19 protein-coding genes are annotated in these 23,521 nt (G+C 46.0%); 7 read left to right on the top strand and 12 right to left on the bottom strand.

The window, feature by feature from the left end; all coding sequences use genetic code 11:
- Nucleotides 1-69: 69 nt before the first annotated feature.
- From HQQ92_RS13150 to HQQ92_RS13140, 3 genes are read right to left on the bottom strand one after another with little or no spacing between them, the layout of a single operon-like run.
- Entirely contained in the window at nt 70-2,811 is a 2,742-nt protein-coding gene (locus HQQ92_RS13150; protein WP_173245925.1) for a family 20 glycosylhydrolase, read from the bottom strand.
- Nucleotides 2,808-3,650 (bottom strand): ROK family protein, encoded by an 843-nt coding sequence (locus HQQ92_RS13145; protein ID WP_173245922.1) that lies wholly within the window; start codon nt 3,648-3,650, stop codon nt 2,808-2,810. The genes HQQ92_RS13150 and HQQ92_RS13145 overlap by 4 nt, the downstream gene beginning before the upstream one ends.
- Complete coding sequence (locus tag HQQ92_RS13140) at nt 3,647-4,939, bottom strand: MFS transporter (RefSeq protein WP_173245919.1); 1,293 nt, start codon at nt 4,937-4,939, stop codon at nt 3,647-3,649. Before HQQ92_RS13140 ends, HQQ92_RS13145 begins: the two co-directional genes overlap by 4 nt.
- Before the next feature lie 505 nt (nt 4,940-5,444).
- Between HQQ92_RS13140 and HQQ92_RS13135 the strand changes: the two genes are divergently transcribed.
- A complete protein-coding gene (locus HQQ92_RS13135; RefSeq protein ID WP_173245916.1) occupies nt 5,445-6,374 on the top strand; it encodes an AraC family transcriptional regulator in 930 nt (309 codons plus the stop codon).
- Nucleotides 6,375-6,383: 9 nt separating this feature from the next.
- On the opposite strand, the gene HQQ92_RS13130 is transcribed toward HQQ92_RS13135, so the two are convergent.
- From HQQ92_RS13130 to HQQ92_RS23945, 3 genes are all read right to left on the bottom strand, one after another.
- Nucleotides 6,384-7,940 carry a tryptophan halogenase family protein gene (locus HQQ92_RS13130; RefSeq protein ID WP_173245913.1) on the bottom strand — a complete coding sequence of 519 codons (1,557 nt, stop codon included), beginning with the start codon at nt 7,938-7,940 and terminating at the stop codon, nt 6,384-6,386.
- A gap of 67 nt (nt 7,941-8,007) precedes the next feature.
- Nucleotides 8,008-10,644: a TonB-dependent receptor gene (locus HQQ92_RS13125; protein ID WP_173245910.1), complete on the bottom strand. Its 2,637-nt coding sequence runs from the start codon at nt 10,642-10,644 to the stop codon at nt 8,008-8,010.
- Nucleotides 10,645-10,748: 104 nt separating this feature from the next.
- A complete protein-coding gene (locus HQQ92_RS23945; RefSeq protein WP_309247079.1) occupies nt 10,749-10,928 on the bottom strand; it encodes a hypothetical protein in 180 nt (59 codons plus the stop codon).
- Between the two features lie 324 nt (nt 10,929-11,252).
- Here HQQ92_RS23945 and HQQ92_RS13120 point away from each other — a divergent pair, with 324 nt between their 5' ends.
- From HQQ92_RS13120 to HQQ92_RS13110, 3 genes are all read left to right on the top strand, one after another.
- On the top strand, nt 11,253-12,392 hold the full coding sequence (locus HQQ92_RS13120) for a polysaccharide deacetylase family protein (RefSeq protein WP_173245907.1): 1,140 nt from the start codon (nt 11,253-11,255) through the stop codon (nt 12,390-12,392).
- Nucleotides 12,393-12,605: 213 nt separating this feature from the next.
- Complete coding sequence (locus HQQ92_RS13115) at nt 12,606-13,382, top strand: hypothetical protein (RefSeq protein ID WP_173245904.1); 777 nt, start codon at nt 12,606-12,608, stop codon at nt 13,380-13,382.
- Nucleotides 13,383-13,511: 129 nt separating this feature from the next.
- Nucleotides 13,512-13,916: a DUF3224 domain-containing protein gene (locus tag HQQ92_RS13110; protein WP_113941065.1), complete on the top strand. Its 405-nt coding sequence runs from the start codon at nt 13,512-13,514 to the stop codon at nt 13,914-13,916.
- 268 nt (nt 13,917-14,184) lie between these two features.
- On the opposite strand, the gene HQQ92_RS13105 is transcribed toward HQQ92_RS13110, so the two are convergent.
- Both HQQ92_RS13105 and HQQ92_RS13100 read right to left on the bottom strand, forming a co-directional pair.
- Entirely contained in the window at nt 14,185-14,739 is a 555-nt protein-coding gene (locus tag HQQ92_RS13105; protein ID WP_105249747.1) for a BON domain-containing protein, read from the bottom strand.
- Nucleotides 14,740-15,015: 276 nt separating this feature from the next.
- Complete coding sequence (locus HQQ92_RS13100; protein ID WP_028760642.1) at nt 15,016-15,471, bottom strand: hypothetical protein; 456 nt, start codon at nt 15,469-15,471, stop codon at nt 15,016-15,018.
- 246 nt (nt 15,472-15,717) lie between these two features.
- Between HQQ92_RS13100 and HQQ92_RS13095 the strand changes: the two genes are divergently transcribed.
- The 3 genes from HQQ92_RS13095 to HQQ92_RS13085 all read left to right on the top strand — a co-directional run bounded on the left by HQQ92_RS13095 (nt 15,718) and on the right by HQQ92_RS13085 (nt 19,146).
- Nucleotides 15,718-17,088 carry a sigma-54-dependent Fis family transcriptional regulator gene (locus HQQ92_RS13095; protein WP_028760641.1) on the top strand — a complete coding sequence of 457 codons (1,371 nt, stop codon included), beginning with the start codon at nt 15,718-15,720 and terminating at the stop codon, nt 17,086-17,088.
- A gap of 109 nt (nt 17,089-17,197) precedes the next feature.
- A complete protein-coding gene (locus HQQ92_RS13090; protein ID WP_173245901.1) occupies nt 17,198-18,274 on the top strand; it encodes an L-dopachrome tautomerase-related protein in 1,077 nt (358 codons plus the stop codon).
- Between the two features lie 212 nt (nt 18,275-18,486).
- Nucleotides 18,487-19,146 (top strand): hypothetical protein, encoded by a 660-nt coding sequence (locus tag HQQ92_RS13085; RefSeq protein WP_173245898.1) that lies wholly within the window; start codon nt 18,487-18,489, stop codon nt 19,144-19,146.
- Nucleotides 19,147-19,196: 50 nt separating this feature from the next.
- On the opposite strand, the gene HQQ92_RS13080 is transcribed toward HQQ92_RS13085, so the two are convergent.
- The 4 genes from HQQ92_RS13080 to pfaD all read right to left on the bottom strand — a co-directional run bounded on the left by HQQ92_RS13080 (nt 19,197) and on the right by pfaD (nt 23,419).
- Nucleotides 19,197-20,876 carry a diacylglycerol kinase family protein gene (locus tag HQQ92_RS13080; RefSeq protein WP_173245895.1) on the bottom strand — a complete coding sequence of 560 codons (1,680 nt, stop codon included), beginning with the start codon at nt 20,874-20,876 and terminating at the stop codon, nt 19,197-19,199.
- 144 nt (nt 20,877-21,020) lie between these two features.
- A complete protein-coding gene (locus tag HQQ92_RS13075; RefSeq protein WP_028760637.1) occupies nt 21,021-21,215 on the bottom strand; it encodes a hypothetical protein in 195 nt (64 codons plus the stop codon).
- 24 nt (nt 21,216-21,239) lie between these two features.
- Nucleotides 21,240-21,416, bottom strand: a complete 177-nt coding sequence (locus tag HQQ92_RS13070; RefSeq protein ID WP_028760636.1) for a DUF1328 family protein — start codon at nt 21,414-21,416, stop codon at nt 21,240-21,242.
- A 356-nt stretch (nt 21,417-21,772) separates the two neighbouring features.
- Complete coding sequence (gene pfaD / locus HQQ92_RS13065; RefSeq protein ID WP_173245892.1) at nt 21,773-23,419, bottom strand: eicosapentaenoate synthase subunit PfaD; 1,647 nt, start codon at nt 23,417-23,419, stop codon at nt 21,773-21,775.
- Nucleotides 23,420-23,521: the final 102 nt, after the last annotated feature.

Genomic DNA, 23,521 nt, shown 5'->3' with positions numbered 1-23,521 from the left:
CCAGTGGTATTAATAGTCAATTAACGCATCGGCCATCACATACGATGGCCGACATTGTGCGAGAAACGACTAGAGGGTGTTTTGCCAAGTCGATGGGCGAGAGTAACGCGCGCCATCTTTGACTCTGGCGCGGATGTGTTTGACATCATTAAGCTTGAAAGCTTGGCGGTAGCTTAGCCAAGGTCCTGAGTCGAGTTGGTATTCCAACTCGGCATTGGGATATAAGCTATTGAGCACTAACTGCTGATGTTCAACACGTATTCCAGGCGGTGCTATGCGATAGAAAACTCCCGCTTTTGCTAACTTAGGTTGCACTTTATTGGCGTAAACCGCGGCGAAGGTTTGCCAATCCTGTTTGAGGACTTGCTCGGCTTGGCCATTGAGTTGGCGGGCAAAATGTTGAGTTTGCTGACTATAAATTTTACCTTGATAATCATAGGCTAATTCCCATGGTGCCTTATGCCATGCCCGTTCGGCGAGGGCGACCATGCGCGGGAATAACATGTATTCTGCTTGCTCGTCCGATTGCACCATTTCGCTCCAAAGGTGCCCCTGTAAGCCGTAAAACCTGTGTCCCGGTTTGAGCTGGCTGTGGCTATCGTCCGACACAAATGGCTGATTTAAGCTATTGTGCCAACGCTCGGCATGTACAGGCAGATTATCGGGCATAAAGCTAAACACCTTAAAACTGTCTATTGCCCTCGAGGCCCAATGATTGCCGCGCTCATCTGGATGGCTAGCGTAGGGGAAATCGAAATAGGTGACTTCTGGCGTTGAGATAACGACCTTCCAGCCAAGGTTTGCTTGCTTATGGGCGATTTGATGGCCATTGTTTGAAATCTGCGACCAAGCGTTAGACTGCACTTGGGCTGGCATGTTTTCGGGGCGCACTTCACCCATGCCATCATTCCAACCAGCGGCAATAATCCCTTTCTCTGCCAACATGTTAGCAACGCGCTCGATAAAGTAACCATTGAGCGAATGCAGTCCGGTTAACTCATCGGCTTTTTGTTTTTTCATTGCGATACACGCGGGGGATTCTACCCAAGCGCCCGCGGTTTCATCGGCGCCTATGTGGTAATGTACTAAGGGAACACCCGCGGCGTGGTGCATCTTTTTAACTTCATCAATCACAGTATCGATAAAGTGATAGGTGCTCGGCAGACACACATTGAGTGTGTTGTCGTGGTAATACTGAATCGACGAATATTGGGTTTTATCTGCAAATTCAGTTAGTAAAAACTCCTCCGCCTTAGCTTTGTCTCCCTTGGCGAGGTAATGGTGATAACGCGCCTCCATGGATTTTATCGCGGCGCGGGAATGCCCCGGCATGTCCAGTGAAGGGATCACTTCGATATGGTGAGCATCAGCCAGTTGTAATATTTCTTGGTATTGCGCCACGGTTAAGTAGCCATCGACGGGGTTTACGTCCGCTATGCCGCTGCCCAGTTGTGGCAATAAACAGGTTTGCTCGGTTAAATCGAAACAGCGTTTTGCGCCCACATCGGTCAGTTCAGGTAAGCCGGGGATGGCTAAACGCCAGCCTTCATCGTCGGCTAAGTGCAAATGCAGCTTATTGATTTTATAGGCGGCGAGCTGTGGGATAATGCGTTTAATAAAATCGAGCGAGTGAAAGTTACGAGCTAAATCGATATGCAGGCCGCGAAAGGCGTAGCGAGGTTGGTCTTGGATCTCGATGGCGACGAGTTGATCGTCACTTAAACTGATCAGCCCAGCTAGGCTTTGTAGGCCATAGAAGAGTCCTGCTTCACTGCCCGCTCGAATACTTATTTGCTCAGCTGTTATGGTTAACCGATAGGCTTCGCTGCTTTTAATTTCACTATCATGGGCTCCAGTGCTGGCGACTTTAGGAGCTTGAGTATCGAGTTGCAATAATAGCGCCGTGCCTTTGTCCTTGGCCGAAAAGCCTAAAGAATCGAGGTAATCAAATGCCGCCTGCCGTCCCTTAAAATCGACAGTGGCAGCCGTGAGTCGATAACCTTTAGCAAGGGATAAAGGCGCTGAGTTTAGGCTTTGGCTATGAAGTGGCGTGGGGATGAGTTTGCCGCTAATGTCAGGTGCTTTGTCTGCGGCGAAGGCTTGATATTGCTCTGCTAAATACTGGCCATCGGCAAAGGGGGTTGCATCGTTTTTTGCCAGTAAGAATTGTTTCTCGGCATTAAAAGGCGCGAGGTAGTCTTGCTCAGCTAAACCCGTTTCTGGATCGCGCCTTGTTTGAGTGCTCTTTATGACCTGCGCCTTATCGCCCATAGCGACAAAGAAGTTTGGCATAAACTCGGAACGGGTGATTTGGCTGCCTTTGCTATAAAACTCAATACGATAAACTTGATTGGCGACGAATCCCTTAAAGCTGGCTTTAGGAGTGATTTTATGTAAATCGCCATTGATATGCTCAATGCTAAAGTCACCCGCATCGACGAAATAAACGGGCGATAATTGGCTGAAATAAATTTGCCAGTCGCCGTGATTTAACTCTTCGCTGGATAACTTGTCGTTCGATAGCTGAGTGGGCAAGGTCAGCTCAATGGCAGAGCGATAGCATTGGGCTTCTTTAGCGGGACAGGTTTCAAGATAACTAGCGGTTAGCTGATAATTTAATTGGAGCTTATCGGCCAATTGATTCAGCGCGACATGATTTGCCTCCTGCACAGCATTGGCGGCCTGTACTGATGGCATCGCAAGTATTGAAAGCACCGACGCCACGGGAAGCACTGCCATCATGCCGCTGACTAAGGCCGTCTTAATCCTCTGCCACTTTATTATCCCTTTCTGTGTTATTTGTCCTTTCACTTAGCTGAGTCCTTTTGTTGTAAAAACCACTGCGCGGCACCTATGAGGGCTGCATTGTGATGTTGGCTGGCTGAAATCGTCAAGTCTGTCAGTTGCGGGCCATAGACTAAGCTTTGCAATTTCTGTTTAAGCGCTTCAATAAAAAAGGGAAAGCTTTGGCTGACTGAGCCGCCAAGGATGATATCTTTGGGATCGTATACCAGTAAGGTTTGGGCGATCATGTGCGCCAAGTGTTCGCCAAAATGGGCGAAGGCTTGTAGCGCTTGGCTGTCACCTTCACAGGCTTTTTGGTACAAATGCTCGCCACTCATGTGATGATGAGTGGTGAAGTATTGCCCCGAGCAGTAGTGCTCAATAATGCCATCACGATAACTCAAACTACCTATTTCACCTGCGGCGCAATGTTTACCCGAATACAACTGACCATTAAAAATCACCCCAGCGCCTACGCCAGTGCCTAAGGTAATCCCGAGCATGTCTTGATTGTGATTGAGTACAGCTTCGCCGAGGGCAAAGAGGTTAGCGTCATTATTCACAACAACATCCATTTCAAAGGTATTTTGCAGTTGCTGGGCTAACCGCGTTGCCGTTAGTGCTGGGATGTTGAGCACTTCGAGTAAAGTGCCGCTGTGCATATCCACCATACCGGGCACCCCGATGGAAACTCCATTGGTTTCAGGCGTGAGGTGGCTGTGGATACAGGTCACGAGGAAATCGAATAACTGTTCGAAATTGCCATCGGCGGGAACAGGATACCGCCAAGTGTCGAGTAAGGTTTTACCTTCCACCTGTGCCAACATCAGTTTAGTTCCCCCAAGATCTAAACATAGGACGCTCATAATAGCTTGTTGCCTCTCGTGTTGTTTGTTGCCATCGGCTCGTCATTCTTTGAGGCCGCTTTTGTTGAAAATAATGTGGTGTTTTTAATTAAGGGACGAGCCGTTAGGGCGACATAGCCTATGTATGCCATAGGAATTAACAGCACTAACATCCCGAGCCGTAATTCGCCGGACAGCTCACTGATAACACCAATGATCGGCGAGATAAACGCGCCGCCGATAATGCCGGTACAGAGAATGCCGGCGAATGATCCATGATCTTGAGTGCGCGAATTAAGCGCCAGCGAGAAGATCACCGACCACATGATAGAAATGAAAAAGCCAACCAATGGGAAACAAATTAATGTTAGTTGGCTCGGTCCCCAAATCGCCACCAGAAAACAAACCAGTGAACTAAGGGAAAAACTGAGCAGCAAGATCTGACTGTCGATAAGTTTAAGTAGTAGCAAACCGAGTAGGCAGCCGAGCGTCATGTAAAACCAAAAATCGCTAACCACATTGGCGCCGACACTTAAGGTGTCAAGACCATGATATTGCAGCAAAAAGACTGAGATACTGTTAGCAAGCCCTTGCTCAAGCGCAACGTAGGCGGCGATAGCGAAGAAGAATTTCAAAACGGTTTTATCTTTGAAAAGGCGTAAATGGGTCTCGAGGGCACCTGCCGACTCATCTGCCAGTTTATTCACTTTGGGCATCTTCACTAGGCTGGCAAAGAGCACCATGGCGAGCGCGACCACGGCGAATAACCAATACATGGCGAGCCAACTCATGTTCTCGGGCAATAGCTGTTGCACATAGTTGGCTGATGCAACACTGGCTTGATCTAAGGCGACAAAATGCTGATACACCAGCGGCGCTAAGGTCGCGGCGCCGCCAAAGGCAAGTTGGGCCAGTACGGAGAAAAAGGCAAAATGCTCTGGCCCCGCAGCTTGTCGCAATAAGGGATTCACTGCTACCTGCAATAAACTCATGCCAGTGCCAATACAAAACAGGCTAAACATGGCGATGCTAAAGGTGGGCAGACACACAAAAGTCACGGCGCCGATAAACGCGAGGCTAAAGGCTAAGATGATCACCCGCTTTTCACCGTACTTGTCCACCAAAATCCCCGCAGGAATCGATGTCACGCCGTAGGCGATAAAAAACGCAAAGGGAAATAACCCCGCCAACGTCAGGCCGATAGCATAACTGTCAATTAACGCAGGGAAAATCGGCCCCATGCTGTTGGTCATCAAAGAAATCACAAAGAAAGTGCAGAGAACAAACAGAATGATGAGTTTGTGTTTCATGTGCTTAGCCAATTGAATTAAGTGAAATTCATTGTGGCTTGACGCTCGCCTTGGTGGTGATACGAATGGTGCCTCTGTCGATACTTTTCTCACATAGTCAAATCGTGTTTGCGCTGATTGGGCTGATTTACATCAGGTGCTGTAAATACTTGCTGTAGATAGTGGGCAGCAGATAGCTGCTGCGGATGAGCATAGAGAAAACCATGTTTTAGCCTCTGCTGATAACCTATTTACTTGTAAAATAGTTACCTTTAATTAACATTGGATAGAATAGTATTGTAGTGGCGGATTTTAGTATCACTGCAAGGCTGACTTGCTATAGACAATAGTGCGCGAAGGCACAGCTATTTCGCCGCGCTGATAGGTCAAGGCTGGCATTAAAAATAAGGTCTAAGTAATTGAATAATTTAACAGGTTGGCATAACGGCTAGCTTGAGTGAATGGCGTTGAACTATAAGAGCTGATTGAAGCTAAGGTAAAGGAATGAGCAACTGGAGTTTAATGGATGAAACCTCTGTGTGAAAAAGTGATCCCCGATGAAAACAGTTCTTGGCGTTACTTTCGTTATGAATGGGAGCACATGGATCTCAATTGGCATTATCACCCCGAGTACGAAATCTGCTTAACCCTCAACAGTTATGGTATGCGTTATGTGGGCGACCATATTGCCCGTTATGGCGATTATGATTTAGTGATCATAGGCCCAGATATGCCCCACGGCTGGCAATCCGAGGCGAACCTTGGTGTTTCAACTGACGAGATATCAAATGGCAACGCGCTAAAAGACGGCACTTCGAATGCGAGGGTGCAGGAAGTCGTTTATGTGGCACAAATTCCAGCGGTCTGGCTACACCAAATTGTGAATGAGCAACGTGAGTTAGCGTCTTTGCATTCACTTTTGACCCATGCCAAACGAGGTGTGTTGTTTAGTGAGGAAACGGCGCGTAAGGCCCATAGTGTGTTTATCGCGATGGAGACGGCCAATCCTTTTAGACGCTATATTTTGTTATTGGAATTATTAGCGTTATTACAACAGGATAGTCAGCAAGAACTCTTGTCGAGCACCTTGTTTACCCACGGTAGTAAACTCGACTTTACCGTGAAAAAGCTCGATAAAGTGATTGAGCATATTTATGACAATTACACTCAGGCCTTGTCGGCACAGGATTTGGCAAAGTTAGCGCACATGAGCACCAATCATTTCCATCGATTCTTTAAAAAACGCACCGAGAAAACCTTAACTGAGTTTATCAATCAACTCAGGATAGCTAAGGCGTGCAAGTTACTGCTGTCAAATCAAAGTCCGATATCAACCATCAGCGATCAGTGTGGTTTCAACAACTTATCTAATTTTAATCGGCGTTTCATTCAATTTAAAGGTGTCACGCCGAGTCGTTTTCGTCAGTGCTTTAGCAGTAAACAAAGGGCAATTTAACCATTCTTATCACGGATGCTTAGGCTGAAAATACTGCTCCACTAAGGTTTGGCTGTAGCGTATCGCTTGCGCCGTGATCTCCGCTGAAATCGGCTCAAATGGGCGCTTCAGTTTTGGGTCGCGGTAATCCATTCCCGCTAACAGCGCATACCAAGAAGGGCGAAAGTAGGCGAGTTGCTGATCGTATTGGTAAAGCAGTAAATCAAAGTCTTCCCCTTGATACCAAGCTTGCAATAGTTGCGTCAGCCTTTGGGAAATGGTGACTTTTCTCGCCGCCAACCAATAGGGTTCGCTGCGCTGGCTGGTGACATAATGGGCCTGAATATAATCCTTTATGCCGAGCACTAACTGCATGACCGCCTGATTGAGTGTTTGTCGACTTAAGGTCTCTGCCTGCTTATTCAATTGATAGCGCTCGAATAACGACATAAATTTTTCAAGGGTAAATTGGGTCATCATGATCGACGTGGCTTCGAGTGGTTCGATAAAACTTTGCGCGAGTCCTATCGCCAAAACATTGTTGTGCCAAGCCTTGTCACTGACACCGACCCGCATCTTGAGAAACCGTACTTGGGTTGATTCAGGCAGATTAACACTGTGCAACAATTCCTTGGCTGCGGCATTGGCACTGAGGTGGCGACTGCTATAAACATAGCCATTGCCAAGCCTGTGGGTAAGGGGGATTTGCCATAGCCAGCCCGCACTGAGCGCCGTGGCGCGGGTATGGTACTTGGCTTGCTGTGCTTGGGTTTGCAATGCATGGTTTTGTAGATCATGGGTTTGCTGTGTTTGAGCGGAGTCCATTAATGCAGGTACAGGAACAGGTACAGTGACTGCGCTGTCGTTGGGCAGTTCATTGGCGAAGGATTGAAAGGGTACGCCTAGGGTTTTATGAATTAACTTAGCGCTAAAGCCGCTGGCATCGATAAAAAAGTCGGCGTTAAGTCGTTCGCCATTCGCCAGCATTAAGGCGTCTATATGTTGGTTTTGGGTTGTTGAAACTTCAATGACATCGCCGATGAGGTGTTTTACGCCGCGTTGGCAGGCATAATCTTTTAAGTAATTGGCCAGCTCAGTGGCATCGAAGTGATAGCCGTATTCGTTAGCGCAGGGCATTGTTTTATTCGGCCTTGGGCTGAGATTGTGCTTGGCCAATACGCCGCTGGAGAAAAATGCATCGGGTTTAACGGCATTCCCATGCCCTCGGCGTCTTGCATTGGCGTTGATAAAGAAAACTTCAGCGGGTTTCACATCCATTTGACAATAGAAGGGGTGAAAGTATTGCTGCCCGTCCCCATTCCAGTTGATGAAATCGATGCCAGTTTTATAGCTGGCGTGACATTGTTCCATCCAATCTTTTTCGCTAATGCCTAAGTTGTCCATAAAGCGTTTTAAGTGTGGCGTTGAACCTTCACCAACGCCTATGGTGCCTATGTTGTCCGATTCCAGTAAACAGAGCTCAATGGCGGCAAATACGGGGTTATTCGCGAGGGCGGCCGCTGCCATCCAGCCTGCGGTGCCGCCGCCTAAGATAATGATTTTTCTGATTGCTTGCTTCACTTTCATGATTTATACCCTCTGCATTACCAACGCAAAAAGCCGACCCTAAGGTCGGCTATGCTGTGACTCAAGATTAAAATTTGTAGCTGGCACCGACGAAATAACGTGAACCAAATTCGATGGTGTTTTGGGTTAATCCGTATTTAACATCATAGGATTGCACCACTTCATTGGTTAAGTTAACCCCTTCGAGTGAGATATCTAAGTTTTCCATTGCATGCCAAATAATCGAGGCATCCACTTGTTGATAGCTGTCGTTTAACACGTTTTGAATATTACCTACGCCTAAGTATTCTGAACGCCAGTTATAGGCGATACGGGCGCTGAACACATCATCTTCGTAGAAGAGTGAACCGTTGAAGGAGTTTTCTGATACGCCTTCAATCATCTGCTCGGTGCCATCTGGGCGAGTGCTTTTACTGTCAACATAGGTGTAGTTGGTTAAGAAGCCAAAACCGCTTTCAAAGTTATGTTGTAGCTGGATTTCAAGCCCAGTAACAGAGCCGCTACCGCCATTGGCTGGGGCTGTGACACGGCATTTATCCCACTCGGATTCTGATGCGCCGCAACCTTCAATGTATTGAGTAGACTCAGTGACAAACACTACGTTATCAATATCTTTGTAGAACAAGGCTGCCGACAGCATAGAAGATTCAGTGAAGTACCATTCGATGCCAAGGTCAGCTTGATTCGCCTTATAGGGTTTTAAATTGGGATTACCGCCGGTCGCAGTACCAAAGTTTTTCGCTATCGCTAACCCAGGTTTAAGATCGCTGTAGTTGTTACGTGCCATCACGGCAGAGGCCGAGGCACGTAGGATTAGATCTTCTTGTAGATCGAAGGCGACGTTGATACTCGGTAACCAATTATCGTAATTAACGGATTCATTGTAGGGTTTGCCATCGGCAAAACCGGTTGAGGTTTGGTCTGTGTTAACGTAACGCAAACCAAAGTTACCACGGTAGAATTCGCCGCTGAAATCCGCTTGGGCATACAGGGCCAACATATCCTCTTCGACAGTGAAGGTGTTACCGAGATCGGCGACTTCCACTAACTCGCCATTGGCGTATTTCTCGCTGATAAATGCCCACCATTTGTCTTCATCTAACTTGGCATAGGAGTCGAGTATATTGCCGCCACTCTGGGAATGCAGGCCAGATAGCACGCCATCGCTCCAGTTGGCAAGATTGCCATTGGGCACGAAACCTAGGATTTCTGCGGGGTTACGGTTGAAGGCATTACGCTCGAAATCACTGGTGTTGTACTTAATCCCGACCGCAATTTTATTAATAAAATCATGATCGAGTTGATATTCGAAATCGGATTGTGCGTAGGTGACTTTATGATCTTGCACTGTGGTTTCGTAGTTGGCTTCCTGCGCATGCTTGAACTGGCTAGCATCGTTGGCATCTAGGCTCGTGAGCACCACTTGATAGGGACCTGTGGCATCGTAACTAAAGCCACCATCGACACTGCCTTGACCATTAGGGAAGGCGGGATCGCCAATTTTGCCGCCTTGGTCCGTCGCAGGGATCCACCAAGAAGATGAGCCGCCTTGGGTGCCGCCATCTGAGGTCGATTGGCCAATGACGCCGCTAAGGGTGAAACTGTCCCCGACGTATTTTCCGGTTAAGTTGAGTACGTCAGACTTCATATTGACCGCGTGGCGTACCACAGGGTTATAAATAATCGACGCATACGCTGGCAGAATCGTTGCCGATGCTGTGCCGCCTTGGGCGTTATTTACTACGTTGGTGGAGCCCGAACCGCGGGCGCCAACGGTTAAGAAGTTATGGTTTACGTGGGGGATATCGAGTTCAAAATTAAAGTAATCTAAGGTGAACTCTGTTTTTTCAGTCGGTACAAATTGCAGTGTAACTTGGGCACTGGTCCTTTCACGTTCGGCCCTAAATGTCTGTGAGCCAATCCCCCACGCCCCGACAGTTGATTCTTGGTCTTGTGCAGGATCGGCAGCGAAGTATTCATAGTAACCGCTGAGCGATTCTAATACATGCCGACCACTGGTGAGTTTTTCTACTGAGTAAGCGCCTAAAATACCAAATTTTTCATCGTCATTTTTCCAGCTTCCGACGAAAGATCCACTCGGATCTGTTTCATCGTACAGGCTGCTTTGGCTCAACTCACCCGCCACTTGATAAGTGTGAGCATCGAGATCTAAGGGCTTACGGGTTTTGAGATCGACAGTGCCGCCCAGCGCACCTTCTTCAAGGCTAGCGGTTGGCGTTTTGTGGACTTCAACCGCACTGACTTGCTCGGCTGACAATAATTCCATGTTGAAGGTACGAGTGGCAGGACCAAGATCATACCAAGAGGTGCTGGCAACGGTTTGACCGTTCAGCAAAATACGACTCTGTTCTGGCGCTGTACCGCGAATGGTGACCCCACTCACTTCACCGTATTGCCTATCGACCGTTACCCCAGAAATGCGCTGCAGCGCATCACCAATGTTTTTATCGGGAAACTTACCGATATCTTCCGAGGTGATGGCATCGACCGTGGAGTCGGCGAAGCGTTTGGTATTCATAGAAGCTTCAATCGAGCGACGTATGCCGCGTACTTGGATCACCTCAATATTTTCTGCGGTTGCCTCTTGTTGCTCCGCCGCGATTGCGGTTGAGCTCATCCCGAACAAGGCGTTAGCGATACATAATGCGAGCAAAGAGCTCTTAAATAGTTGACCTTCTGACATGTTATTGCATCCCTGTAGTGCTTTTGTGTTGTTTTTTTCTCCAGTTAACTTACCTGTTATCGAATTGTTGATGCGGTACTTTTCACACTAGGATTGGTATTTTTCTATTGTCTTTGAAGCCTTGGGTAAGGGGGATAGTTAATACCAATCGTATTAAATATCTGTTCATTCAGCGGGAATTCAACGCGCTTTAGACAAGGCGAAGGCTTGAAGGCATAGTGGTGCTCTGTCGAAAGCCTTAAACGCAGTATAAAGCGCGTTGAAACCCGCCCTTTGGTAGCCACACAGGCATCCCACTCCGGTGTTGCATTGACTTAAAAGGGAATGACCATTTCTGCGTCAATGCGCCTTGGATTGAAATGCCTGTGAGGCTCTGAACTGATTTGATATTTAATGTGATTGGTATAACTGGTGCAAAGGCAGGATTTATCGACTTAGCGTAGAAAAGTATGGCTTGTTGCTAGGATGGTATAACTAATGCCGGCGGGATTACTCACTATAGATAAGCTAAACGGATGAGTGAACTCGCTGTCTACAGGTTATGAATTAACCAGTGCGTAAAGAGAACTAACTTATTCATCTTTAAACATTATTTATAGGATGAAATCATGAAACTGAAATCGATAGCCGTTGTAGTTGGGCTTTGTGTTGCGAGCTTGAGTACTGGCTTAAGTGCGGCCTACGCCAGCGATAAAACCATTTACCTTACCTTTGATGATGGTCCAATTGACGCGACCTTAGGGCTGTTAGATGCGTTAAAGGATGCCAATATTAAGGCGACGTTCTTTATTAATGCGTTTCATATGTATGGCGAAGGGGATGAAAACGAGGCGTTAGCGGCTGTCGCCCTACAACGCTTGCTAGATGATGGTCATATTCTGGCAAACCACAGTTACGATCATATGCTGCATAACTGCACTGATGGCGTGCAATCTGGGGCGGCATATTGTAATCAAGTTGGACTCTGGCCTGTAAAATCCTATCAAGATGCGGCCACCGATTTCACCTATTTTGTGACGAACACGGCCAAAGTGGTTGAACTTATTCCTAATGCCGCCAGTTATCCCAATAACAAGATGACTAAGTTGGCACGTTTGCCTTACACCAATGGTTGGCGAGTGACCAGTAAACTCAAAGGCGACGGCTTGTGTGCGACATCCGATACTGTGCCGCCTTGGGATCCTGCTTTTGCTTGTACCGCAGAAACCTCGACCAACAGTTCGCAAGTTGCGGTGCAAATTCAAAACATGCTCGCCGAGAGTGACTATAAAATATTTGGCTGGGATCTAGACTGGGGACCTGAGGATTGGGGCGTTGCCTTTCCTGCTGAATCCATGACCGATGGGGTTGAGCTGGTGGCAAAAGTCAATCAAGTGATCAACACCTGTGCGGGCACCACAATGAACCCTCTTAACAGTCGCACGCAGAACTTAGATTGCAGCGATGGTTTGCACGACGGTAAAGTGGTGATCTTGACCCACGACTTCCTGTTTGAGAATGCTCACCGCGGACAAGGTGCAACCATCAACTTGCCTAAAATTAAGCGTTTTGTTGAAGAAGCTCAACGTCAAGGGTATCGTTTTGATACGCTAGATAACTATGCCCCTGCTTGGCAGGATCAGCATAATTATCAACTACCTGAGTTTGTGTCCTATCAAGATAAAATCTATTCCTTAGTGCAAGCGCATTTCTCCCAAAGCAATTGGCAACCAAGCCAAACCCCAGCCTTGTGGAAAAACGAAAAGTAGTGATGTATTGGGCTGAGTATTTACTCGGCCCATCATATTGGTCGAGTAAAAGGCATGTTGCTGAACTTAGCCTGACAAAATTCAAAATAGCGGCATTTTTTACACTTTACCCACTTCGCTTTAACTCAGTATCTGTAATACTGCTCCGACATTGATTTGAAGTTTATCGGTGTTAGAAAAGTAGCGCATAACGAGCGCGATTGGGGAGAGAAGATGAGTACGTTTGTAAAATTAACCATAGCGGCAACCTTAGTGGTATTAGCCTTACTTGCTGCGGGTATTTACCGTTTCAACATGACCAATGATGATATTTATATGGTGATGGAAGATGGTAAGGTCATGCAATACGATGAAGCCATGGCGCATGAAAAAACTCAGGCTCAGGCGAATGAGATCGAAACTGTGACACCTTTTGAGGTAAAGCCTGTGGCGAATGCATCGGAAGTGATGCTTAAACTCTTTAGCTTAAATACCGCCAATCCTGTTGAAATAACGCTGCCTGAGGGCGGCAAGTCCGTTGCATTGACTCATTTTATTAAGATCAAACAAACAGAGTTTGCTATGGGCGACTACCAAGATGGTGAGGTAAAAGGTCGAGCATTACTTGATTACTTACGCATTACACCGTTAAATTTCGATCCCGCTCTAGAGCCGGACACCCAAAGTGACGCACCGATTCAAGATGATCCTAAAATGCAAACTATGCCCTTTGTGGCGCCCTTTATTGTGACGACTCAAGGTTCAGGCGTATTTTGGTATCTTGGATTGTTTAATCTGGATTTTAAGCACAATAGCTTGAAACACTTAGGCAGTGTCATGCTTGGCGATCGAATCGAGGTGGATAGTATTGAACCTGTTTATCCTTTTGAAGCCCCATTTAAAATTGCTGTGACTTATCGTGATAGAGCGTCTGACCAACCCATGTCTGAAAGCCCTGAAATAGTCAAAACCATAGAGATGATAGTGAGTGAGACCAGCATACATAAGTAACGTGTAAATGCCATTATGGATCTGCGCAGGCTTATGCTAAGTTGTTTTTCGGTCTGTGGGTGATGTTTGCTTCAGTAGCAAGCGTTAGCTGGTAATCGATCAGCATAAGATTTCGACAAGGAGAGTGTCATGCAAGTTAGCAAAATCACTGGGAAATTTGATGTTAAGCTCACTCCTGATAGCCCCTATGCTACTGGCATTGGTGGTGTGACCCTAGGGCGTATGGGCTTAGATAAAACCTTTTATGGCGAGCTTGAGGGGCGCAGCAAGGGGGAAATGCTCAGTGCTATGACGTCAGTCAAGGGCTCTGCTGGCTATGTGGCCATTGAACAAGTGGTTGGTAATTTGTGCGGTAAGCAGGGCAGTTTTGTATTACAACATTTTGGCATTATGACCGATGGACAAAATCGTCTGATCTTAGAAGTGATACCCCATTCTGGGGCGGGGGAGTTGCAGGGGTTAACTGGCACTATGACCATCAATATTGAGAATGGCCAACATTTTTATGCATTCCAGTTTGGCTTTGAAGCTTAGTTTGGCTTTGAAGCTTGAATAACGCCTGTGTTTTAGCTCAGTTTTCTGTAACTCTTCTCCTTTATGATCATTCGAGTCATCTTAATTCACCCCTCTTAATTTAAGCGAGTAAGTCTTTTCGATTGAGTCTGAAAATGGACATAAAAAAAACCAGCTGAGGCTGGTTTTTTTGATTCTTTTTTCATAAAGCACTATCGAACCTTTAGTCTAGATCGGCGTGCTGTTACTTAAAATACGTTTAATTTAAAAAATGCCGTTGTCGCGAGAGTTAAGACACTTTTTTAACCACTTTAATTTTATCAACGACCTTTTTCACATCGTCGGTATTTTCGGCAATTTTCAGTGCTAGTTGACGTTCGGCATCGCTGGCAACTTCACCTTTCAATGTCACTATGCCATTGGCAACATCCACATTAATTTGGGTGCCGGATACGTCAGTTGAAAACAGTAAACGCGTTTTGATGACTGTGGCAACTTTAGAGTCAGTTAAGGTGGCAACAACTTCACTGGTGCCTTCTTTTTCATTCATCACAGTGAGTTGGTTATCGACATCTTTCACCCCATCTAAGCTCTTGATGAGCTCTGTGGCGAGGGCTTTATCCACACTGCTTTCCACTTTACCTGTTAACGTCACTTTACCATCTTTGACATCTGTAATGATGTCGAAGGAATTGAGATTCGTGTTGAGCAGTAAAGTGGTTTCTGCTTTACCATCGATCCACGCATCCTTGGTTCCGCCTTTCCAATCTTGGGCGGCAGCCACATTTAAACTGATTGAACCGACAAGTAAAGCCACTAGTACTGATGCTGTTGTAGTTTTCATAATCATATCCTCCGTTGTTTTCTCGAAGCTAGATAATGCGCCAATCGTGCCAATGTTTTTAAGGTAATGATTTTTAATGTTTAAATTGTTTTATCTGGCGTTTTTATACCTTGGCATTTTCCTTTAGGTCGGTCTTTTTTACCGACAAAATGTAATTTTTTCTGGCATGCTGAGCCATCATTCGAGCATAAAAAACCGCACTCATCAGTGCGGTATTATGTCTGTAATAAAAGTGGAGGGGAGTCGGTTAAATATGGCTCACTTAGCGACAGGGAATTAATGGTGATTGAGCGATCCCGTACCGTCGTAACTCATTTGCAGCCAAGCGGCGCCTTCTGCAAGTTGGTTTGCAAGTTGTGGCTGATGCGCTTGCCTTACTGCTTGTTTTATTTGGATTAGCACTTGCTGTTCTATGTCGACAAGGGCGGTCATAGCCTGCGAAATTTGGCACTGTTGCAACAATTCTGTTGCTTGAGTATAAGTGACGGGCACGGTGTGACTTAGGCCATTAATTGGCTCGTCAGCCAAACGTCTCAGCTGTTCAAACCGAGTTAACATTCGTTGGTGGATGTTAGCTTTGGCGGAAAAAACACGCTTAAGATTATAGTCTTCGACATACCTCCTCGCTTGGTTGTAAAATGTGAGTCCTTCCTGATTCAGCTTGATGATTTCATCGATCAACATGATATCGGCGCGGATATCAGTCTGATGTTGCACAACATTAGACTTCATTATGGGCCTCCTAATGCCAGTGTTCGACATAGATTGTTTAACTGCTTGGGTAAACTGATTTTGTTTCGTTCAGCTACCATGCATATTCTGTTCTCGTTTTTAATGATATTTTAACAGGCTGATTTTTAGACTGATATTCTCAGTTCATCGAGATATCATCTTAGAACATCGGCAACTATTACCGTTGCTGTTGTTAAAATTTCATGGCTGACATACAGTAGTTTTTCATACAGGGAGTAGATACGCATGGCTCGACTGACACTTTTTTATCACTTGCAGGATGTTGGCGCCGAGCAAGCAATCATCGAACTTGCTGGCGCTGCAGACTTTAATAAGCTACGCAGTGTCGATGACTTGCCTTGGATAGAGCAGCTAGGGGCAAATCACGTCGATGTTGCCATTATTGAGTTATCCAGTCTTAGTCGTGAAGATTACCTTGTGCTGCTAGATAATGCGGCCATGTCAAATATTGAGTTTATTTTTCTCTCCGACGGTCAGCCAAACCCCAATCTTGATCAGTTAATGTCTCATTTTGCGGGTTACCACTTTCGCAAACCTTACGATATGCCGCTAATCAGCGAAATTTTTGCTGATTTTGCACAGTATTTAGCATCATCGCCTAATCGACTGCATCCTTTTGCTAGCGAGCTAGACCAGTACGGTTTGCTTGTTGGTTCATCTGCTCCTATGCACAAGCTATATCGCACAATTCGTCGCGTCTCTGCGACAGGCAGTAATGTGCTGATTATTGGGGAAAGTGGGGTCGGGAAAGAACTGGTTGCTAATACCATACATCTTGCCAGCCCTAGGGTAAACGAGCCTTTTATTGCAATTAACTGTGGTGCATTAAGCCCTGAATTGGTCGACAGTGAGCTGTTTGGTCATGTCAAAGGCGCATTTACGGGGGCGAATCGCGATCACAAAGGCGTATTTGAACAGGCTGAAGGCGGGACCTTGTTTCTCGATGAAGTCACCGAAATGCCGATTGATCATCAAGTGAAGTTACTCAGAGTGTTGGAAAATAGCGAGTATCGTCCTGTGGGTGGTGACAAAGTGCAACGTGCAAACGTACGTATTGTGGCAGCGACTAACCGTGATCCCATAGTGGCGATAGAGGCAGGGCTATTTCGAGAAGATTTGTACTTTCGTTTGGCTCAGTTTCCCATTCGCGTTCCGCCCTTACGGGAACGTGGCGAAGATATTATTGGGCTTGCGCAGCATTTTCTTGCCTATCGTAACGTGGCCGAAAAGCAGAATAAGAGCTTAGCTGAAGACTGTATTCAGATGATTGCTAAGTACCCTTGGTCTGGTAATGTGCGCGAATTAAAACATGCAATTGAGCGAGCCTATATTCTGGCCGATCAGGATATTTTACCCAGCCATTTACAGCTACCTCAGACGAATGAAGTGGGTTTATGTGGTGGTGAGCAAGTTGTTATCCCCCAAGGCATGCGCTTAGATGATTTAGAGAGAATCGCTATTTATCAAGCACTAGAAACCACTCAAGGTAATAAAACGGATACCGCCGAACAACTGGGGATCAGCGTTAAAACCCTCTACAACAAGCTCAGCAAGTACGAGCAGCAAGTCGAGACCGGTGAAACGACTGCTGAATAAACATTAATTATCAAATTAATATTGAAACAGAGCTAAACTTTATACTCTTTTTTTTGTAAATAATAACTCCTATTCTACAGCCCTTAAACAGAAAAAGCGGAGATAGAATATGAAACATTTATTAACAACAGCATTATGGCTTTCTTTGACAGCCAGTAGTTTTGTGAACGCCACCCCAGCAGTAGGAAGTCTTGAAACAGTCGCTGAATTGCCAATACGACCTGGCAATGTCAGCGTCACTGCACAAGGTCGGATTTTTGCCACAGTACATCCATTTGATACACCATCAGGTTTGCAATTGATTGAAGTTAATCGTGAGACCAACGCTTATAAAGCTTGGCCTTCAATGGATTTGCAAAAAACATCGACAGCCAATACTGCTCAATTTGATACCTTATTAGGTATTGCTCAGGACAAGGCTGGACACCTCTGGACCGCAGATATGGGGTTAGAATTAGGCCAGACAAGGATTTGGGGATTCAACATTAAGGACGGCAGTCTATATAAACAAATCGTCCTACCACAAGCTCTCGCGCCTAAAGGCAGCTTTATGCAGGATCTGGTTGTCGACTCTCAAAAAGGCTGGATTTATTTAGCCGATATCGCCAACCCTGGCCTCTTAGCGGTGCGTATCGACGATGGCCATACAATACGTTTTTCAGGTCATAGCTCGCTGCAGGCCGAAGCGGATGCAGTAATGAACATAGATAACAAAACAACATTGTTTAATGGCAAAGTCGCTAGTGTAGCGGTCAATCCAATCAGTTTATCTGCCGATGGAAGTACACTCTATTATGGTGCAATGAATGGTACTCACTGGTATCAGTTATCGACTGCAGCTTTACAAACAGGCAATAATGATAAAATTATCGCCACGGTAAAATTAGTCGGAGCCAAGCCTGTATCAGATGGCGCTGCAACGTCCAAACAAGGTAATCATTACTTTACCAATTTGAACCACAATGCCATTTCCATGCTAGATAACAAAGGCACACTAACAACAGCGGTCAGTTCTCCACTACTGGATTTTCCTGATAGTGTGCAATTTGGTGAAACAGGCTGGTTATATATTTCAGTGAACCAATTGCATAAAGCAAAAGCCTTTAATGGAAAAGCCGAAACAGCCAAACCGCCTTATCGTATTATGCGACTCTGGACCGGTGAGGATACTGCTGCGGGTCAATAACACCTTAGCTGCAACTGCAAAGTTGCAGCTTATATTTGCAGTATGAGTTATATCGCAACTGTTTATTTACGTTGATGTGAGTCTTTGGTTTAACTCGAAAGCGTCTAGAAATGAGTTAGGTGTTGATTGTGCAAACTATCAATGCCTCTTATTGTGACTGGCACAGGTCAATATTGAATGGTGAGATAATTTTGGAACAAGGAACAAGTTCAGTGAAACTCAATCAACCTTCTAAAAATGCATTTTATATTCAAACTCTGAGTACTCAGTACCGACCTCTATTATGGCTGTTTGCTGCTGGGTTATTACTGCTTGGTTTACTCTGCGCCAGAGCAACCTATTTACAACCCGATCCGATACTACAGCTCGTTCTCGGCTGGGTAACACTGTTTCTATTGTTACCCGTGTTACCGACTGCGTTTGTTCAGCAACAGTGTTGGTTAGATGCCGAGCAACAGCAATTGTGGCTCGGTAAAGGTTTATTCAATGGGAGGTATATGGGATTGTGGCGGTGGCGTTCCTATGCTTTTTCGGACATCAAAGCAGTGCAACTTTATCAGCTGCAAATCACCCGCTGGCATCAGATCAGCCGCAATCGCCAAGCGGAAGATACTGTCCAACATTATCTGGCTTATTTAGAATTGCATCAGCCCAACGGTGCTCAATTGATATTGGGTGACAGTACTGATAGAAAGGAATTACAACAAGTTCTACAGCAATGTGCGCAGGCAATAGACTGTAAATTTCAGGATTTTAGTAACACCACTCAAAAATCACTTCCCAAAGGTAGTGAATTTAATTTCATGCGGGTACTGGTTCTGCTGGTTATATTTATTTTGTTGAATATTTTATATTTTTTGTTCGTTCTATAAATTCTCAGTCATCCAGCCTAAAAAGTTAGGCTGGATGTCCTCCACAACGATCACTCATCTTGCTCTGTGGTTTCCTGATAAGGAACAAACACTTTAAGAGATGCTGGCTGGACTTCAATAGTGAGATCCGCTGGCTCAAATACTTCACCATCAATCACATATTTACACTTAGGCTGGCTGCTGATAGTGACCTTTTTAGCATGGGCATGATGGACTTTACTTGCACTCGCTTGTTGATCTCGCACACTCTTATTGCCTTCTTTTACCCATCCCGCAATCGCTAATTCAGCGAGGCTAAGCAACTGCTCTTTGGGTTCATCGCCAGCATCCAACCAAGTAATGTCGAGCAAACCGTCGGTCATGTTTGGTTCGCCATCGCCCTGCGCCAACACGCTGGTAAACGGTGCGGCATTGGCAACGATTAGGCTATGGGTCGTTAATGTTGTGGGTTTTGCATCATCTAAGCTGAGTTGGATGGTTAAAGTGATATCGGCATTCACTGCGCGCCATAAGCCATCGAGGTAGGCAAACTGGCCGAGAGCATTTTTACGCTCACGGTTTGCGGATTCAATCATTTGTTGCTCAAACCCTATGCCTACAAGCAACAACACTAACTCCTCATTACAACGCGCGGTATCAATGGCTTGGCAATGCCCTTGAATAATATTATCCAGCGCCTGAGAGATAGGAATAAGCTTACTGCCTAAACCAAAGAGGGCATGGCTGAGGGCATTAGTTGTGCCAAGAGGAATGATGCCTAAGACGATATCCGTATCAACGATTTGAGAGGCCACTTCAGTCACAGTACCATCGCCACCACAGGCGATAATGATATCAGCGCCTGCATTACGGGCTTGCTCGGCGAAGACATTTGCGGTTTCGTCTGCTGTTGTGAGTTTTAAAGTCAGGTCAAAATAGGCTTTGAGTTCATCTTGGATTTGCTCGCTGTATTCTTGCCATTTCCCGCCACCAGAAACTGGGTTGGCGATAATCCACGCCACTTTGTGGATGTTAATTTTCCCTTGACTAAGCATGCGATCGAGCGCGCGTAATTGCCATTTGTTTAAGCCAGCGGTTTTGCGGATTTGCTTTATCTGTTGCAGTACTTCGGCGAAGTGCTGTTGTTTATCTTTACAAACCAAATAAGCGGCGAGTACCAGCACTGAGCGGCCACGACCCATTGCACAGTGGATGAGTACCTGTTTATTGGCGCGCACTTGGCGGTGCAGCCAGTTAACGGCTTGATTGAGTTGGGCACTGGTCGGTACGCTATGGTCGAGGATGGGAATATTTAAATACTCGATATGATCTTCAAATTGCGACCAATCTAAGCCATCAAATTCAGCGGTGACATCCAGAATGGCAGTGATCTTATTGGCTTTAATCGTTTCCAGATCTGCGGAAAAGAGTCTACAGCCGAGATACAGATGTTCATCAATCCTCTGCATGGGTGGTACTGAATCGTATTTTCTGGCCCAGTGGTTATAGAGTCGACTGCCTAATAAAAAGGGAATAAAACCCCAACGAATATACCAAGGAATAGTGCCATCTTGGCGTTTTCTAAAAATACTGGCGAGATTAAACCAATAGGCTGAACCGACTAAAAACAGTGACAGACTTGTCCATGCACAAATGAAAGTGAGCAGGGGAGAAGTGTCTGTTACTGCAAAATAGGCTAACAATACTGCACCTGCAGTGTACAAATATTTGATGTGGATCTTCGTTAGCATGCAAGTCCTCCAATGCCATTGTTCTTGGTTAAAATCGTTGCACTTGAATGGATAGATGTCGAGATGAGAGATGCAGAAATGAGCGAGTCTAAACCAAAAGGGTGGCAGTAGACGAGTCTATTGCCACCCTAAAGTGAGGTTTGTTTAGCACTTAGTATCTTTAGCTTTAACACCTTCTTTGACTTCTTCACAGGCATCTTCGATGGCATTACCTGTATCAGTCATTACTTCATCGATTTTTTCGCCCGCGTCTTCGGCTTTGTTATCACTACAGGCCGTTAAACCTAGGGCGAGTAATAATGCGAATGCTGCACTTGTCATCAGGGTAAATGGTTTCATATCTATCTCCTTTTCTAAAAAAAATTATAGTCGCGGTGATTTGCCCTTAAGGGCATTGATCAGCAGAGAAATCACTAATAACACAATAAATATGAAGAAAATGATTTTCGCTATTCCCGCCGCTGCGCCAGCAATCCCAGCAAATCCTAACAACCCGGCAATCACGGCAACAACTAGAAATACTAATGTCCAACCTAGCATAATAACCTCCTGCCCTTGTATTAATCCTTCGCATGACCGTTTGTGTCACTTGTAAGGTAACGGCTAATGGCTCTTACTTGATTGCGATCTTAATGCCAACTTTAAAAAATTTTAAGTAGTTAATTGATTTTAAATATAATTTAAATCATTTTATTTAAAATGGTGTGAGTGAATTAAAAGAGGGGTAGGCAATTTTTACCTAAGCTTCGGTAAGAGTTTCAGCCTAATACGTTGAATCAAAGACTGTGAGCTGATGTCGTTCATAAGTAAAGATAAATAAAAGCCGACACTGTGAGTTTGTGTCGGCTTGAAGATATTATGATCTTATAATACAAGATGATAGGAGCTAAATACGTTTAAAAACGATTTAATGGTTTCCAGCGTTGCAGGCTAACCGGAATGCTCGCGCCTTGGGATAACAGCAAGTTAATGCGGGATTGATACGCCGCGCCCACCATTAAATGTTTGGCTAAATCCACCGCATTACGGGCCTTATAGTCATCTAAATAACTGCCTTTCGCCCACGCATTAAATGCGCCGAGCGCTGGGCCTGCCCAAATTTGGTAATCCATTTCGCGGCCGACTTCACCTGTGTTTGACCAGCGGCTCGAAAGACCCAAATACCAGCGGAAAATCAGCGCCATCTTACGTTTGGGGTTATCCAATGCACGCTCGATTTGCTTAGGATCGCGCTCGTTAAAGTGGGCGACAGTGCCCGCCCAAATATCATCGAGTGATGAGCGGAACACTTGCTCTTCGAGCTTTTTACGCTCGTCCACAGGGATGGCATCAATCGAATCGTAACGGGTGTAGATCTCATACAGCTTATTGGCGCGCATCGGGAACAGAGTGCCGCGCTTAACCACTTGTAATTTCACGCCCATTTCGAACATATCGGCGGCAGGCGCCATAGTCACATCGGCCATTTCTGTGGTGGCGAGCAACTTACGTGTGTGTTCACTCGCGCCCGCTTCGACGCAGGCTTGGTTGATTGAACCTGTGACGATAAAGGCCGCGCCCATGTTGAAGGTGGCTAATGCAGCATCGGGAGTACCGACGCCACCGCCAGCGCCCACACGGATGGGCGTCTTGTATTGATACTTAGCTTGGATTTCATCTTTGAGCGCCAAAATCGTCGGTAATAGCGTGACTAATGGACGATTGTCGGTATGGCCGCCTGAGTCGGCTTCGGCCGTGATGTCATCCGCCATGGGCACGAGTTGCGCCATCACCATTTGGTCTTGGCTGATAAGGCCGTCACTCACTAATTGCTGGAGGATTTTGGCCGGCGCTGGCTCCATAAACTTAGTCGCGACTTCGGTGCGGCTGATTTTTGCGATGACTTTGTTGCCAATGACTATTTCGCCATGTTCGTCGCGGCTCAAACCTGCTGCGCGGTAATAAACGATTTGCGGCGTTAAACCTAAAAATGCCGAGGCTTCGACCGTGCGCACTTTATGTTTTAAGAATAACTCAACACTGCCGCGCTCTAATGCGGGCTCACTTGGGCTGTGAATTAAATTAAAGGCGTAAGGACCATTGGGTAGCGCCGCTTGAATGCGAGTAATGGCCGCTTCAACGCGGGATGGGATTAACCCCGCCGCGCCAAACGAACACAAAATGCCCGCTTGGCCCAGCGCGATAACCAGTTCTTCCGAGGCAATACCGTTGGCCATAGCGCCAGCGTAGTAAGCGTATTTAACCCCGTGTACGCGGCGAAAATTACTGTCGCCTAAACTTTGGGTGCCAAGGGCGGGCGCAAAGGCGCTGACGGGGTGTGAGCCCAGTGGCGCTTGGCTGTCGCTTGTGGTGACTTCGGCCGTTTGCGCTATGCCTAAGCCTTTTTCGCTGTGATTCACTAAGTAGCAGGCTTGGCTTAAATCTTTGAGTTTTTTGCCTAATGAGTCGATATCAAAGCTCAGCGCGGCATCGTTGACTTGCCACGGCCAAGGGCTGAGTTTTTCGTTATTGCTATTGAATTGATCTAGAGTATGGCTAGTCATAGGTGTTCTCATTTTATTTGTGCCGCCTTGGTGATGTGGATAGCCAAGGCGGCGCAACTATTTGTTATTTGTTATTTGTTATTTGTTATTTGTTATTCGAGA

Source organism: Shewanella sp. DC2-4 (assembly GCF_013248875.1).
GTDB lineage: Bacteria > Pseudomonadota > Gammaproteobacteria > Enterobacterales > Shewanellaceae > Shewanella > Shewanella oncorhynchi.
Note: the sequence above shows the minus strand (reverse complement) of the source record. Positions and strands in the feature narration are given on the sequence as shown.